This window comes from Janthinobacterium sp. 75 (genome assembly GCF_004365495.1).
Taxonomy (GTDB): domain Bacteria; phylum Pseudomonadota; class Gammaproteobacteria; order Burkholderiales; family Burkholderiaceae_D; genus Janthinobacterium.
Genome location: NZ_SORD01000001.1, coordinates 4,119,710 through 4,134,772, shown reverse-complemented (window position 1 = coordinate 4,134,772; position 15,063 = coordinate 4,119,710). Strand labels below are relative to the sequence as shown.

Sequence of the window (15,063 nt, the reverse complement as noted above, 5' to 3'; positions counted from 1 at the left end):
TAAGGTGCGCATTCGTAACGCCGTGCGCGGCAGACAGGAGCAGCAGATGTTTGGCAGAAAAAAGAATCTGGAAGAAGACCACGCCCCCCAGGCCGACAAACAGTATGAAAAGAAATACACGGAAGACAGCTTCTGGGACAAGGTCGTCAAGTTCGCCAAGACGGCAGGGCGCGAAGTCATCGAGAAAGCCCTGTGGCTATACTACGCGGCGCAGCAGCCGAACACCCCGCTATGGGCCAAGACGGCCATTTACGGCGCGCTCGGCTACTTCATTTCCCCCATTGATGCGATTCCCGACATCACGCCCGTGATCGGTTATGCGGATGACCTGGCCGTGCTGGCGGCGGCCGTTGCCACGGTCGCCACCTATATCACGGCCGACGTCAAGGAACGCGCCGCCGAGAAACTGCGCGGCTGGTTCGGCGCCTAGCCTTTCTTGACAGCACGCGCGCCTGCTGCCGCCATGCGCCAGCAGGCGCAGCACGACTTCTTTCTGGAACGAACGAAACTCCTTGTCGGCGCCGACGTTGGCGAAGGCCAGCACGGCGGTCTTGCTGGCGCGGTCGACGCAGACGACGGACGCGGCGCCCGGGTCGCCGCCACTGTGCGTGGCCAGCGCCTTGCCGTCGACATCGCGCAGCAGCCACACCAGGGCCTGGCGCACGGACGAATCGGCAGGCACGACGGCAGCCGTTTGCGGGGCAAAAAATAATTGCAGGGTGGCATCTTGCAGGTAGCGGTGGCCATCGACCCGGCCGCCATTGCTGAAAATGGCCAGGAAGCGGGCAAAATCATGCGCCGAGCTGCGCAGCAGGCCGGCCGGCCAGTCCGGATAGCCGACGGGCGGCAGCACTTGCAGGCCCGGCTCCTTGTGCGCATACGGCTGGGCAACGATGGCGCGCCGCGGCAAGCCGGCCAGATTCCAGGCCGTGCTGTCCATGCCCAGTGGCTCGAACAGGTGCTCGTGCGTGTAGGCATCAAGACCGTCGGGGTTCAAGCGGCCCACCAGATAGCCGAGCAGGGCGATGGCCACATTGCTGTAGCGCCATTCCGTGCCGGGCCGGGCGGCAAACGATACATCCGCGTCATACCAGGCGCCGCCGCGCGACAGATAGCCCTTGACGAAGTCGCGCAGTGGTAATCGCGGATCGCCCTGCACGGCAAACGCCGTCGTCTTTTCGTACACGGCATCGGAAATGCCTGACGTGTGGCTGAGCAAATGGCGAAAGGTGATGGGCACGTCGGGAAACTTCGGATGCATGAGCGGGAAGTCCAGATAGGCGGCCACCTTGTCGTCGAGCTGGAAGACGCCCTGTTCCATCAGCATCATGACGGCCGTGGCCGTGACGAGCTTGCTGACGGAGGCGACATGGAACACCGTGTTGGCATCGGCCTTCTTGCCGGCCTGGATGTCGGCCCATCCATAACCGCGCGCGAAAATGGTTTGCTCTCCGCGCACCACGGCCACGCTCATGCCCGGCGTTTCCGTGCGGGCCAGCCCGTCGCGCATGAAGCCGTCAAATTCTGTTTCCCACGCCAGCCTGGCCGGATCGGTGGCGCAGCCCGTTTGCAGCAGGGCCAGTGAGACACCCAGTCCCAGCACGCTTCTTCGTTTCATTGATTCTCTCTTTTGCCGTTTTTAATTATCTTAACAATATTTCCGCCCGTCATAGGGGCAATTGACAAAACATTGCTTTGCAGCAATGACAAAGGGGGCTGACCAGTGCTTATTTGCACCAGTTATTTGCGCCAGTAGCGTTCCAGCAAGGGTTTGACGGTCAGGCCGTGCGCGACGATGGAGAGGATGACGACGACGACGGTGATGTCGGCCAGTTCGCGCGCCAGGGTGCGCGGCAAGCCATGCGCGATGGCATAGCTGAGGTAGTACAGCGAGCCGATGCCGCGCACGCCGAACCAGGCGGCCAGGCCCCGCAGGCGCATGCTGGTGCCCGAAGCCAGCAAACCGAGCATCACGCTGGCCGGGCGCGCTACCAGCAGCAGGAACAGTGCCACGCTCCACGCCTGCCAGCTCCAGGCGGCCGCCGTGACAGTACCGCCCAGCAACAGCACCAGGGTCAGTTCGGACAGGCGTTCCAGGTGTTCCTTGAAGACGAGCGATTCGCCGCTGACGGTCAGCGGCACCTCGCTGTCGTGCGGCTTGGTGGCGGACACCGCGTGGGTTTCCTCCGCTTGCAGCAAGCCTTGCCTGTCCTTCGGCGCGCCGGCCAGCCGCAGTTCCGTCTGGCGCAGGGCCACGCCGGCAAAGAATACGGCCAGGAAGCCCCAGGCGTGCAGCCACGTGGCCACGCCATACACGAGGGCGATCAGGCCCAGGGCGGCCAGGTCGTCCAGCATCGCGTGTTTCGGTTCCTTGGCGCGCACCTGCCAGCCCAGCCAGGCCAGCAGCGCGCCGCCGGCCGCGCCCAGGGCGATGGCGGCCCCGCTGGCCCAGAATAAATCGCGCCACAGCCAGGTGGCGCCATGCGGCCCCAGCTCATGCAGGCCCAGCAAGCCCAGGCCCAGCATGACGAAAGGAAAGCCGCTGCCATCGTTCATGCCCGCTTCGCTGGTCAGCATGAAGCGCAATTGCTCGCTGTCGCCCGCATGGCGCAGCTGCACGTCGGTAGCCAGCACGGGATCGGTGGGCGCGAGGATGGCGCCCAGCAGCACGCCCGCACCCAGGGGCAGGCCCAGCACCAGGCACGCAAAGGCCGCCACCAGCGCTACGGAGACGGCCATCGATAGCCAGGCCAGGCGCAGCGACGGCAGCCAGCGTGCCAGGCTGAAGGGGACGGGCATCTTGACGCCGGCGGAAAACAGCGAGATGAGGACGGCGATTTCCGTCAGGGTTTCCAGCAGCGGGGCCTGCTGCAGCAGGTCGAACGCAAACAGGCCGAGAAACATGGGTCCCAGCAGCAGGCCCACGCCCAGGTAAGCCATGGCCGAAGTCAAGGGCAGGCGCGCGATGCGGTCGGCGCCCAGGCCACGCGCCAGCATCAGGCAGCCGATCAGGATGAACCAGGCGGTGGTGCTCATGCGGCCATTGTAGCGGCGCGTGGGCCAGGGCAGCGCGCCGCAGGTTTTTTCAAGCCTGGTTTTTAGCCTGGTCCTAAGCCTTGTACAGCGACACGCTGTCGTTCTGCGCCTGCATCTCGCGCACTTCGATGGGGTCGTGCGTGGAGCGCAGGCGGGGCAGGCCGTGCGGGTAATTGGCCGTAATAAATGCCAGCATCTGCTCGCGCACGATGCAACGCAGTTCGAAGGCCGTGCCCGAATCTTTCGCGCTGATCAGAAAGCGTACGCGCACGGCCCGCTCGTTCGAATCCGTCGCCTGCACCGTGCAGACCCGGCCATCCCATTGTGTGGCGGACTCGCAGATGCGCGTCAGTTCCGCGCGCAGCGGCTTGATCGGGATGCTGAAATCGAGCCACAGAAACACCGTGCCCAGGATGTCCGAGGAGGTATGCGTCCAGTTTTCGAACGGATTTTCGATGAACCACTGCAGCGGCACGATCAAACGCCGTTCATCCCACACGCGCACGACCACATACGTACCCTTGATTTCCTCGACCGTGCCCCATTCGCCATTGACGATCAGCACGTCGTCGATGCGGATGGGTTGAGAGAACGCAATTTGCAGCCCTGCAATGAAATTACCGAGCACGGGGCGGGCGGCGATACCGGCCACCAGGCCCGCCACGCCGGCCGAAGCGAGCAGGCTGGCGCCAATCTGCCGCGCGCCCGGCAGGGTCAGCAGTACGAAGGACAGGCCCAGTATGACGACGATGGCGTGTGCGCTGCGCGTCAGCACGCGCGCCTGGGTGATCCGGCGCCGCGCGCGCAGGTTGTCGGCCGCGTCGACGGGATTGATCTGGGAAATCGTGATGGAAAGCGACTCGATGCATTGCATGGCCAGCCAGGTCAGCGCGATGATCAGCGCCACGCTGGTGAGATGCGACATGGCGACCAGGCCCGGCGTGTCGTCGGGCGCGCCGGCCAGCACCATGCGCAGGCCGAAGACGATCATGCACAGCTGGCTGGCGCGGAAGGCCACGCGCGCGACGTTGCTGGTGAACGGGTGGCCATTGGCCAGTTTTTTCAGCAAGCCGATGCCGGCCCGGTGCACGACGATGGCGACCAGGGTGACGAGCAGGGCGGAAACGAGCACGGTCAGCGCCGAGCGCAGCGGGCCTCCCATCAGCGAGTGGAACGTGCTGAGATCCATAGGCGAAAACTCCTTGAGATGGTGAGATGGATATTGGAAGCGGCTATTTTACGGGCAGATGACGTCGCGGGGGCGTGCGTTGCCGTACGGATAAGACTTGGATCAAGGTAGATACTGGCAGAAATTGCTGCGGTGCGCCATGCCACGTTGACGTTTCAATACGCAAAGCAAACGGGCGCCGCCTTTTTGGAAATGTAGCCATACTTGCAATGGTTGTTTATGTCTGCAAAGGAAAACGATGATAGTACGATCACTCCGAATGTCCTTGCGCTTCATCCTGCCACTGGCCCTGGTGCTGGGATTGTTTGCTTATATTGTGGTACCCCTGCTCGATAATATTACCTTGCGCTGGTATGTGCGCGACCTCGACAGCCGGGCGGAATTGCTTGCTGGAACACTCCGGCCCTCGCTCAGCGAATACCTGCCCGCCCAAGACGCCACGCGCGTCAAAGAACTGTTCCAGGGCGCCACGCGCGACGAACGCCTGATCGCCATCGGCTTTTGCGACAATGCGGGCCACCTCGTCTACCAATCCGCGCAATTCCCGGCCTCGATCGGCTGCTGGACCACGCCTTCCACGGGCGGCCTGTACAAATCCCTGGCGCAGTTGCCGCAAGGGCAAGTCCACATCAGCGAAACTCCCGTCATGCAGGACGCGACCCAGCTGGGCCGCCTGGTGCTGGTGCAGGACATGAGCTTTGTCGAGCGCCGCAATACGGATACCAAGCGTTTCATCTTTGCCTTCCTGGCCGTGCTGGCCGTGCTGATTTCCCTGATGACCGTGTTCGTGGCGCATCTGAGCTGGCGCGGCTGGCTGTCGGCCGTGAAGGATATATTGCGGGGCGAGTTGATGCCGCGCAGCGCCATGGCCGTCCAGGCCGCCGATGCGCCCGCCGCCGCGCCCGCGCCGCCGCCGGAAATGCAGCCGCTGATCGGCGACTTGCGCGAATTGCTGCAGGAATACCATCTGGAACGCCAGGGCGACAGTGGCTGGACCTCGGAATGGACGCCGGAAAAACTGCGCGGCTTGCTGGAAGCGGATCTTGCGGGAGATCAAGTGCTGGTGGTATCGAACCGCGAACCGTATATCCACACCAAAACGGAAGATGGGATAGCGGTGCAGCGCCCGGCCAGCGGCCTGGTCACGGCCGTGGAAGCGGTGATGCGCGCCTGCTCTGGCACTTGGATCGCGCATGGCGCCGGTTCCGCCGACCGCGAAACGGTGGATAAACTCGACCACGTGCCCGTGCCGCCCGATCATCCCAGTTATACCTTGCGCCGCGTGTGGCTGACGGAAGAGGAAGAGCAGGGCTATTATTATGGCTTCGCCAATGAAGGCATGTGGCCGCTGTGCCATATCGCCCACGTGCGCCCCGTGTTCCGCTCGTCCGACTGGGATCAGTATGTGAAGGTCAACCGCCGCTTCGCCGAAGCCGTGATCGCCGAGGCGAAGACGGACAATCCCGTCGTGCTGGTGCAGGATTACCACTTCGCCTTGCTGCCGCGCATGGTGCGCGAAGCCTTGCCGAAAGCGACGATTATTACCTTCTGGCATATCCCTTGGCCTAACTCGGAATCGTTCGGCATTTGCCCGTGGCGCGAAGAAATCCTCGACGGTTTGCTGGGCAGCACGATCCTCGGCTTCCACACGCCATTCCACCGCAAGAATTTCCTGGAAACGGTGGACCGCTACCTGGAAACCCGCATCGAGCCGGAAGCGTCGACGATTTCGTATGGCGGCGAGATGACGCAGGTGGAGGATTACCCGATTTCCATCGCCTGGCCGGAAGTTGATCCGGCACAGCCCGACGTGGCAACCTGCCGCGCGCAAATCCGTGCCGAGCTGGGCGTGGCGCCCGATCACTTGCTAGGCATCGGCGTGGATCGCCTCGATTACACGAAAGGCATCGTCGAGCGCTTCCAGGCCGTCGAGCGCATGCTGGAACAGCAGCCTGGCATGGTCGGCAATTTTACCTTCGTGCAAATTGCCGCCCCCAGCCGTGCTTCCCTGGACGAATATCAAAGTTTCGATGCCCGCGTGCGCAAGATGGTCGAGCGCATCAACCGCCGTTTCGGCAGCGGCAACTACGTGCCCATCCTGCTGAAAGCCGAACACCATGGCCAGGACGACTTGCAGCGCTATTTCCGCGCTTCCGAGGTGTGCATGGTGACAAGCTTGCATGACGGCATGAATCTGGTGGCCAAGGAATTCATCGCCGCGCGCGACGATGAGATGGGCGTGCTGGTGCTGTCCCAATTCACGGGCGCGGCGCGGGAACTGCATGAAGCGCTGATCATCAATCCGTATCATATCGAGCAGGGCGCTGATGCCTTGTACCGTGGCCTGGTGATGCCGCCCGTGGAGCAGCGCGAGCGCATGAAGAGCATGCGGGCTAGAGTCAAACATTTCAATGTCTACCGCTGGGCCGGACGCATGCTGCTGGATGCGGCCCGTTTGCGCCAGCGCGACAAGGTCATGACCAAGATCGACGCCCACAGCCGCATCAAGCGGCGCAAGGGGATTTGATGACGGACATGCCTGACGATAGCGCAGCCCTTTTGGAGCTGCTGAGTACCCCCGGCAGCGCCGTCTTTCTCGACTTCGACGGCACCCTGGTCGACCTGGCGCCCACGCCCGATGGCGTGCGCCTGGAACCGGGTGTGGTGGAAGCGCTGGCGCTGCTGGCCGAGCGCCATGGCGGCGCGCTGGCCCTTATTTCCGGGCGTCCCGTGGCGCAGATCGATGCCATGCTGGCGCCCCTGGTCTTGCCGGTGGCGGGCGTGCATGGCGTGGAGCGGCGCGGCGCGGACGGCGCGCTGCATGTGGCGGGTACGCCCGACGTGTCGCCCGTGCTGGCGCGCGCCCGGGCGCTGGCGGCGATACACCCCGGCTTGCTGGTGGAGCAGAAGCGGGGCGCCGTGGCCCTGCATTACCGGCTGGCGCCCGAACTCGAGCATTTGTGCTCGCAGGAAATGACGGCCGCCGTGCAAGCGTGCCCGGGGGTGTTGCTGTTGCATGGCAAAATGGTCCTGGAAGCCAAACCGGCTGCCACCGACAAGGGCGGCGCCATCGCCGCCTTCATGCAGGAAGCCCCGTTTGCCGGCCGCCGGCCCGTGTTCGCGGGCGACGACACCACCGACGAAGCAGGCTTTGCCTTTGTACAACAAGTTGGCGGGCAGGGCGTGAAAGTGGGCAGCGGCTCCAGCGCCGCCACCCTGCGCCTGGCCAGCCCGGGCACCCTGCGCACAGCGCTGCTGGCCGCCTCCGTATCCCCAGAAGGAGTAGATGATGACGCAATCCCAGGAACAACCGTATGACACGCCCAGCGGCGCCGCCGATTCGCTGGCTGCTTCCGCCACTGCCGCAGCCAGCGCGTCGGCACCCGTCACGCCCATCCAGGCTAGTCTCAACTGCGGCGTGGTGGGCAATTGCGCCTTCAGCGCCCTGATCGACCAGGCAGGGCAGGTCGTCTGGTCCTGCCTGCCCCGTTTCGATGGCGATCCCGTGTTCAACAGCCTGCTGGACGCGACGGAAAACGGCAGCGTGTGGGGCATCGATATTGAAAACTATGCGCGCAGCGAGCAATTCTACGAGCCGAACACGGCCGTGCTGCGCACGCGCCTGTACGACACGGAAGGGCGCGGCGTGGAAATCACGGATTTCGCGCCCCGTTTTCTCAGCCGCGACCGCATGTTCCGCCCGCTGATGCTGATCCGCCGCGTGCGTCCGCTCGATCACGCCGTGCGCATCAGGGTACGCCTGCGCCCCCGCTACGACTGGGGCAAGCTGGCGCCGCAGATCACGCAGGGCAGCCACCACATCCGCTATGTGGGGCCGGAACAGACCTTGCGCCTGAACACGGATGTATCGCTCAACTATGTACTGAGCGAAACGTATTTCGTGCTGGGGGGCACCGCCAACTTCCTGCTGGGACCCGATGAAACCCTGGCTGGCGGCATCGACGAGACGGCGCGCATCTTTGAAAAGGAAACCATCAACTACTGGCGCACCTACACGCGCCGCCTGGCCGTGCCCCTGGAATGGCAGGACGTAGTCATCCGCGCCGCCATCACCCTGAAACTGTCGCTGTATGAAGACACGGGCGCCATCATCGCCGCCATGACCACCAGCATCCCCGAAGCGCCGGGCAGCAGCCGCAACTGGGATTACCGCTATTGCTGGCTGCGCGACGCTTTCTTTGTCGTGCGCGCGCTGAACAGCTTGTCCGAAGTGGGCACGATGGAAGAGTATTTGCGCTGGCTGACGAATATCGTCGCCCGCTCGAAGGGCGGCCATATCCAGCCACTGTACGGTATCGGCCTGGAAGAGCAGTTGCCGGAATCGACGCTAGCCCACTTGCCCGGCTACCGGGGCAACGGCCCCGTGCGCGTGGGCAACCAGGCGCAGGAACACTTCCAGCACGATGTCTACGGCAATATCGTGCTGGGCGCGGCGCAGGCGTTTCTTGACCACCGTTTGTTCCACCGGGCCGGCAAGGCCGAGTTTGCCGCGCTGGAAGCCGTGGGCGACCAGGCATTCCGCTTGCATGCGGAACCGGACGCGGGCATGTGGGAGCTGCGCACGCGGGCGCGTGTCCACACTTCGTCCATGCTGATGAGCTGGGCCGCCTGCGACCGCCTGGCGAAAGTGGCGCATAAACTGGGCTTGCCGGACCGGGCCGACCACTGGAACAGCCGCGCCGTGCTGATCCGCGAACGCTTGCTGCGCGAAGCGTGGAGCGAGGAGCGCCAGGCCTTTGCCGAAAGCCTGGGCGGGCGCGACCTCGACGCCTCCGTCTTGCTGATGGCGGAAGTCAATTTCATCGACCCCATGGACCCCCGTTTCATCGCCACCGTCGATGCGCTGGAAGCATCGCTGTGCGACGGTCCCTACATGCGCCGCTACGAGGCGCCTGACGACTTCGGCAAGCCCGAGACCGCCTTCAACATCTGCACCTTCTGGCGCATCGACGCCCTGGCGCGCATCGGCAGGAAAGACGAGGCGCGCAAAATTTTTGAGACCATGCTGCTGGCGCGCAACCACCTGGGCCTGCTGTCGGAAGACACGCATCCGGTGACAGGCGAAATGTGGGGCAATTTCCCGCAGACGTATTCGATGGTAGGCTTGATTAACTGCGCCGTGAGGTTGTCGGCGCCGTGGGATAGCGCTATTTAAGTGCGGGCCTGGATCGCGGGCCCGGGGAGCCCGAGGTTTCGGGCTTCGATGTAATCATGCGCTTCGCTCGCCACGCCCATACAAGCGGCACTCGGCCGCCAGCGCCAGCAAATTCGGGTCGCGCTCGCGGCTGCTCAGCATCAGCAGGGTGATCTGCTGGTGCGAGCCGTAGCGCGCGTCCAGCGGCAGCAGTTCGATGCGCGAGCTGAAGGCGCGCACCCGGCCGGGCAGCAGGCTGTAGCCGATGCCGCCGCTGACCAGGTTGATCAGCGAGAAGATATCGCCCACGCGCATGGCCGTGTCGGGTACGAAGCCCGCCAGTTCAAACGCGTGGTTGAAGCTTTGCGAGGTGACGAAACCCTCGTTGAGCGTGACGAATTTATCGTCGCGCAGCTGCTGCAAGTCTACCGATGCGGCTCCCGCATAGGGCGAGGCTAGCGGCGCGGCCAGGTAGACGTCGTCCTGGAACAGGGGCACCGCTACCAGGCCCGCATGCTGTTCGTCTTCCTGCACGCCGATGATGATGGCGTCCAGGCGGCCGTCAGCCAGGCTTTGCAGCAGGTCGCGGTTCGAGCCCAGGGTCAGGTCGATGTCGAGACCGGGCCGGCGCAGCTTCAGGGCGATCACCAGCTGCGGGATGCAGTGCAGGGTCAATGAATACAGCGAACCGATCTTCAGGCGCACGGGATTGATGCCCGACATTTCGCGCACCTTGCGCACACCTTCCTCGCATTCGGCCAACGCGCGCCGGGCCGATTCGGCAAAGGTGTAGGCCGCATGCAGGGGGATCAGGCTGCGCCCCTCGCGCTTGAACAGGGGGCAGCGCAAGCCGTCTTCCAGCGAGTGCAGGGCGCGGTGCACGCTGACGGTGCTCTGGCCAAGTGCATCGGCCACCCGCGCCAGGTTGTTCAATTCCATGAAGCTGAGAAAAACTTCCAGCTTTTTCAGGGTAATTTCTTCGTTGATAGCCATGGCTAGCCCCTTCCAAGGGAGTTCATTAACTTCAGGGTAATGAACATGGTAGCAGCTTGATTGTAGTGGTGCCGCCTTTTCACTATCGTTGAAGTTCGATAGCTAACAGGGAGGCATGATGTCAACCGCCACAGCAGCGCCAGCGCAGCGGCAAAAACAATGGGACACGCGGCGCACCGAGAAACGCCGCCGTCTCGACGCCGTGCGCCATTACGCGAACGGTCCCGTCCTGCAACAGGGGGACATGGTCGCCGTGCTCGAAGCCTTGCTCGCGCCGGGCGACCGCGTTGTTCTTGAAGGCAATAACCAGAAGCAGGCCGATTTCCTTGCCCGCATGCTGACCCAGGTCAACCCCGACAAGATCCACCATCTGCACTTGATCATGCCCAGCGTCAGCCTGCCCGAGCACCTGGACCTGTTCGAACGGGGCATCGCCCGCAAGCTGGACTTTTCCTTTGCCGGCACGCAAAGCCTGCGCATCGCCCAGTTCCTGCAGGATGGCTTGCTGGAAGTGGGCGCCATCCATACCTATATCGAGCTGTATGCGCGCCTGTTCGTCGATCTCACGCCCAACGTCGTCATGGTGGCCGGCTACATGGCTGACCGCCAGGGCAATCTGTACACGGGCCCCAGCACGGAAGACACGCCCACCCTGGTGGAATCGGCGGCCTTCCGCGACGGTATCGTCATCGCCCAGGTGAACCAGATCGTCGATGATGTCAGCGACTTGCCCCGGGTCGACGTGCCCGGCTCGTGGATCGATTTCGTCGTGCAGTCCGACAAGCCGTTCTTCATCGAGCCTCTGTTTACCCGCGACCCGCGCGTGATCAAGCCCGTGCACGTGCTGATGGCCATGATGGCGATTCGCGGCGTGTATGAAAAACACCAGGTGCAGTCGCTCAATCACGGCATCGGCTTCAATACGGCCGCCATCGAGCTGATTTTGCCCACCTACGGCGAGCAGCTGGGGCTGAAAGGCAAGATTTGCCGCAACTGGGTGCTCAACCCCCATCCCACCCTGATACCGGCCATCGAGACGGGCTGGGTCGAGAGCGTGCATTGCTTCGGCGCGGAGCTGGGCATGGAAGGCTATGCGGCCGCGCGGCCCGACGTGTTTTTCACGGGCCGGGACGGCTCCATGCGCTCGAACCGCGCCCTGTGCCAGCTGGCGGGCCAGTACGCGGTCGACCTGTTCATCGGTGCGACCCTGCAGATGGATGGCCTGGGCAACTCGTCGACCGTGACGAATGGCCGCCTGGCGGGTTTCGGCGGCGCGCCCAATATGGGCCACGATCCGCATGGCCGGCGCCACCCGACGCCCGCCTGGCTGGACCTGATCGAGACGGACGACCCTCTGGCGCGCGGCAGGAAGCTGGTGGTACAGATGGTCGAAACGTTCCAGGATGGCGGCCAGCCGACCATCGTCGAATCGCTCGATGCCGTGGCTGTGGGACAGGCCAGCGGCATGCCGCTGGCGCCCGTGATGATCTATGGCGACGACGTCACCCACGTGCTGACGGAAGAGGGCATCGCTTATCTGTATAAGGCCCGCTCGCTCGACGAGCGCAAGGCCATGCTGGCGGCGGTGGCTGGCGTGACGCCCATCGGCCTGCGCCATGACCCGAAAACCACGGCCAAGCTGCGCGCCGACGGCCTGATCGCGCTGCCCGAGGATATCGGCGTGCAGCGCGGCGACGCGAATCGCTCGCTGCTGGCGGCGAAAAGCATTGCCGATCTGGTCGAATGGTCCGACGGCCTGTATCAACCCCCCGCCAAATTCAGGAGCTGGTAATGACCACAATGATGACAATGACTATCGCGATGCCAGTGCGGGAACGCTCTGCCGCGCTGGCGCGGCAGGTGCTGCAGGCGCTGCTCGACGAAGTGACCCTGACGCCGAAACCGGGCCTGGTCGATTTGCGCAGCCGCGGCGCCCACACGGACTTGAACTGGGCCCTGATGTGCCATTCGGCCTGCGCGCTTCGGCCTGTGTTTGCCGCCATGGCGCAAGCGGGTTGGGAAAGTAACGATGACGACGGCCTGCGCCAGCGCATCGGCGCCATCGGCCGCGATGGCGAAGCGCTGATGCTGGCGGCCACGGATGGCGTGAACACGCACCGGGGCGCCATCTGGGCACTGGGATTGCTGGTGACGGCGGCGGCGCAGCTGAGCGCGCGCGGCGCGTCGCTGGCGCCGCGAGCCGTGGCGGCGCGGGCCGGTGCGCTGGCCCGTTTGCAGGACCGCAGCGCGCCAGGCGAGACGGGTAACAAGGGCGAGCTGGCGTGCCGCCAGTACCAGGTCGGGGGCGCACGGGGCCAGGCCCGCGCCGGTTTTCCCCTGGTGACGGGCGCCGGCTTGCGGCAGCTGCGCGCCTCGCGGTCGCGCGGCGACAACGAAACGACGGCGCGCCTGAATGCCTTGCTGGCCATTATCAGCCAGCTGGACGACACCTGCGTGCTGTCGCGCGGCGGCGAGACTGCCTTGCTGGAATTGCAAGCGGGAGCGGCGCAGGTGCTGGCGGCGGGCGGCGCGGCCACGGCCGCCGGGTCGCAGGCGCTGCTGGCGCTGGAAGCGTGCGCGCTGGCGCGGGGCGTGTCACCGGGCGGCGCGGCCGATTTGCTGGCGGCGACCCTGTTCCTGGATCGATTGACTGAAGGAGAAGCGCATGGAAACGCGTGACTATACATTCCCGGCCGGGAAGCCGGCGGCAGGGCGCGCCTTGGCCGGCGTCGTCGGTTCGGGCGACCTGGAAGTGCTGCTGCAGCCTGGCGACGATGGCGTGACACGCATCGTCGTCAACACTTCCGTCGACGGCAAGGGCGCCGTCTGGGATGCGCTCCTGCAGCGCGTATTCGGCGGCGAGCCGCTGCCAGCGGCCAGCATCGCCATCAACGACTGCGGCGCCACGCCGGGCGTGGTGCGCATGCGCATCGAGCAGGCCTACGAAGAATTGCAAGCGGGGAGGGCGGCATGAGCACATTGAAGGAATTACTCGAGCGCGACAGCTTCATCGAACGGAGCGCGCGCAGCCGGGCACGCGCCTTGCTGGACGCAGGCAGCATGCGCGAACTGCTCGACCCGTTCTACGGTATCGCTTCGCCCTGGCTGCCGCAGCAGGGTGTCACGGCGCAGGCGGACGACGGCGTGGTGGTGGCCAAGGGCCTGTTCGACGGCCAGCCGGCCGTGGTGCTGGCCATCGAGGGCGCCTACCAGGGCGGCAGCATGGGCGAAGTGGGCGGAGCAAAAATCGCCGGCGCCCTGGAACTGGCGGCGCGCGACAACCGCCAGGGCGTGCCGACGCGCGCCGTGATCCTGTTCGAGACGGGCGGCGTGCGCCTGCAGGAAGCCAACCTGGGCCTGGCGGCGATTGCCGACATTCATGCGGCCATCGTCGACTTGCGCCGCTACCAGCCCGTGATCGGCATCACGGCCGGCACGGTCGGCTGCTACGGCGGCATGTCCATCGCGGCGGGCCTGTGCAGCTATTTTGTAGTCACGCGCGATGCGCGCCTGGGCCTCAACGGCCCCGCCGTGATCGAGCAGGAGGCGGGCGTGGACGAATTCGACTCGCGCAACAAGCCCTTCATCTGGAGCCTGACGGGTGGCGAGCAGCGCTTTCACAGCGGCCTGGCCGACGCCTATGTGGCAGACGACACGGCGCAGATGCGCGCCACGGTGGCTGAATTGTTCCGCCGCGGCCTGCCGGCGCAGCACCGCAGCGATCAGGCAGAGGGCTTTCTGGCCTGTTTGGCCGAAGTGGACGCCAGCGTGCAAGCGACGCCGGACGCCGTGCGCACCATCTACAGCAAAGGAGCCGCAGCATGAACGCCCTTACCGACACGAGCCGCGGCGCCACCTGGCTGGCGGCACTCACGGATAACACTGCGCCGCTGGACGGCTATCCGCTTTCCGTGCGCGTGGTGGACGCGCCACTGGCGGGCGAACTGGCGCGCTACCTGGCCGTGCTGCCGGACCCGGACAACCGCTTTACGCGCGCACGCACGGGTGAAATCGGCCTGGTCGAAGCGTGGCAACTGGCGCGCGCCGTGCAGCAGGTGGTTCATGAAGACCACGCGCTGGCCGTCAAACGTCCCATCGTCGCCGTCATCGACGTGGCCAGCCAGGCGTATGGCAGGCGCGAAGAGGCGTATGGCATCCACCAGGCGCTGGCCGGCGCGGCGGGAGCTTATGCCAGGGCGCGCCTGGCAGGCCACCCCGTCGTCGGCCTGATCGTCGGCAAGGCCATGTCGGGCGCTTTTCTGGCGCACGGCTACCAGGCCAACCGCCTGATCGCGCTCGACGATCCGCAAGTGATGGTGCACGCCATGGGCAAGGCGTCGGCGGCGCGTATCACCTTGCGCACTGTGGAGGCACTGGAAGCGCTGGCCGAGACCATCGCGCCCATGGCCTACGACATCAGGAACTACGCCACCCTGGGGCTGCTGTGGCAAACCTTGCAGGTGGCGCAGCCGGATGCGCCGTCAGCGCTTGATCTGGCGCAGGTGCGCGCCAGCCTGCAGGCAGCGCTGGCCGACATCCGCGCTGACCCGCTGGCGGACCTCTCCAGCCGGCTGGGCGCACCGCACCGCCAGGCTTCGGCCAGGGTCAGGGAGGTGCTACGGCAGCAATGGTAGGTGAATCAAAAGAGAAGACAAAAAGTCATTCCTATTCCTCATCCTGTAACGGAGAC

At 65.0% G+C, this 15,063-nt stretch carries 12 protein-coding genes and 1 pseudogene; 9 read left to right on the top strand and 4 right to left on the bottom strand.

Going from position 1 to position 15,063, the window contains the following annotated elements; all coding sequences use genetic code 11:
• Positions 1–46: 46 nt before the first annotated feature.
• On the top strand, positions 47–430 hold the full coding sequence (locus tag C8C89_RS18860; protein ID WP_101481123.1) for a DUF1232 domain-containing protein: 384 nt from the start codon (positions 47–49) through the stop codon (positions 428–430).
• 84 nt (positions 431–514) lie between these two features.
• Here C8C89_RS18860 and C8C89_RS27395 read toward each other — a convergent pair.
• The 3 genes and pseudogenes from C8C89_RS27395 to C8C89_RS18845 form a co-directional block, all read right to left on the bottom strand.
• Positions 515–1,510, bottom strand: a pseudogene (locus C8C89_RS27395) (serine hydrolase domain-containing protein); the annotation flags it as partial.
• Between the two features lie 230 nt (positions 1,511–1,740).
• Positions 1,741–3,036 carry a cation:proton antiporter gene (locus C8C89_RS18850; RefSeq protein ID WP_133991734.1) on the bottom strand — a complete coding sequence of 432 codons (1,296 nt, stop codon included), beginning with the start codon at positions 3,034–3,036 and terminating at the stop codon, positions 1,741–1,743.
• A gap of 73 nt (positions 3,037–3,109) precedes the next feature.
• Positions 3,110–4,225 carry a mechanosensitive ion channel domain-containing protein gene (locus C8C89_RS18845; RefSeq protein ID WP_101481126.1) on the bottom strand — a complete coding sequence of 372 codons (1,116 nt, stop codon included), beginning with the start codon at positions 4,223–4,225 and terminating at the stop codon, positions 3,110–3,112.
• 259 nt (positions 4,226–4,484) lie between these two features.
• On the opposite strand from C8C89_RS18845, the gene C8C89_RS18840 reads away from it, so the two are divergent.
• The 3 genes from C8C89_RS18840 to C8C89_RS18830 are packed head-to-tail and all read left to right on the top strand — an operon-like array spanning position 4,485 to position 9,401.
• Positions 4,485–6,752, top strand: a complete 2,268-nt coding sequence (locus C8C89_RS18840; protein ID WP_101481127.1) for a trehalose-6-phosphate synthase — start codon at positions 4,485–4,487, stop codon at positions 6,750–6,752.
• Complete coding sequence (gene otsB, locus C8C89_RS18835) at positions 6,752–7,543, top strand: trehalose-phosphatase (protein ID WP_133991731.1); 792 nt, start codon at positions 6,752–6,754, stop codon at positions 7,541–7,543. Before C8C89_RS18840 ends, otsB begins: the two co-directional genes overlap by 1 nt.
• Positions 7,515–9,401: a glycoside hydrolase family 15 protein gene (locus C8C89_RS18830; protein ID WP_133993510.1), complete on the top strand. Its 1,887-nt coding sequence runs from the start codon at positions 7,515–7,517 to the stop codon at positions 9,399–9,401. Before otsB ends, C8C89_RS18830 begins: the two co-directional genes overlap by 29 nt.
• Before the next feature lie 54 nt (positions 9,402–9,455).
• Here C8C89_RS18830 and C8C89_RS18825 read toward each other — a convergent pair whose 3' ends face one another.
• Positions 9,456–10,373 carry a LysR family transcriptional regulator gene (locus tag C8C89_RS18825; RefSeq protein WP_101481130.1) on the bottom strand — a complete coding sequence of 306 codons (918 nt, stop codon included), beginning with the start codon at positions 10,371–10,373 and terminating at the stop codon, positions 9,456–9,458.
• Between the two features lie 115 nt (positions 10,374–10,488).
• Here C8C89_RS18825 and mdcA point away from each other — a divergent pair, with 115 nt between their 5' ends.
• The 5 genes from mdcA to mdcE are packed head-to-tail and all read left to right on the top strand — an operon-like array spanning position 10,489 to position 15,007.
• Positions 10,489–12,165: a malonate decarboxylase subunit alpha gene (mdcA, locus tag C8C89_RS18820; RefSeq protein ID WP_243858097.1), complete on the top strand. Its 1,677-nt coding sequence runs from the start codon at positions 10,489–10,491 to the stop codon at positions 12,163–12,165.
• Complete coding sequence (locus tag C8C89_RS18815) at positions 12,165–13,052, top strand: triphosphoribosyl-dephospho-CoA synthase (RefSeq protein ID WP_243858095.1); 888 nt, start codon at positions 12,165–12,167, stop codon at positions 13,050–13,052. The genes mdcA and C8C89_RS18815 overlap by 1 nt, the downstream gene beginning before the upstream one ends.
• Positions 13,039–13,347 (top strand): malonate decarboxylase subunit delta, encoded by a 309-nt coding sequence (locus C8C89_RS18810; RefSeq protein ID WP_101481131.1) that lies wholly within the window; start codon positions 13,039–13,041, stop codon positions 13,345–13,347. The genes C8C89_RS18815 and C8C89_RS18810 overlap by 14 nt, the downstream gene beginning before the upstream one ends.
• Positions 13,344–14,198 (top strand): biotin-independent malonate decarboxylase subunit beta, encoded by an 855-nt coding sequence (locus tag C8C89_RS18805; protein ID WP_133991729.1) that lies wholly within the window; start codon positions 13,344–13,346, stop codon positions 14,196–14,198. The genes C8C89_RS18810 and C8C89_RS18805 overlap by 4 nt, the downstream gene beginning before the upstream one ends.
• On the top strand, positions 14,195–15,007 hold the full coding sequence (gene mdcE / locus C8C89_RS18800; RefSeq protein WP_133991726.1) for a biotin-independent malonate decarboxylase subunit gamma: 813 nt from the start codon (positions 14,195–14,197) through the stop codon (positions 15,005–15,007). Before C8C89_RS18805 ends, mdcE begins: the two co-directional genes overlap by 4 nt.
• The last annotated feature ends 56 nt before the right edge of the window (positions 15,008–15,063 follow it).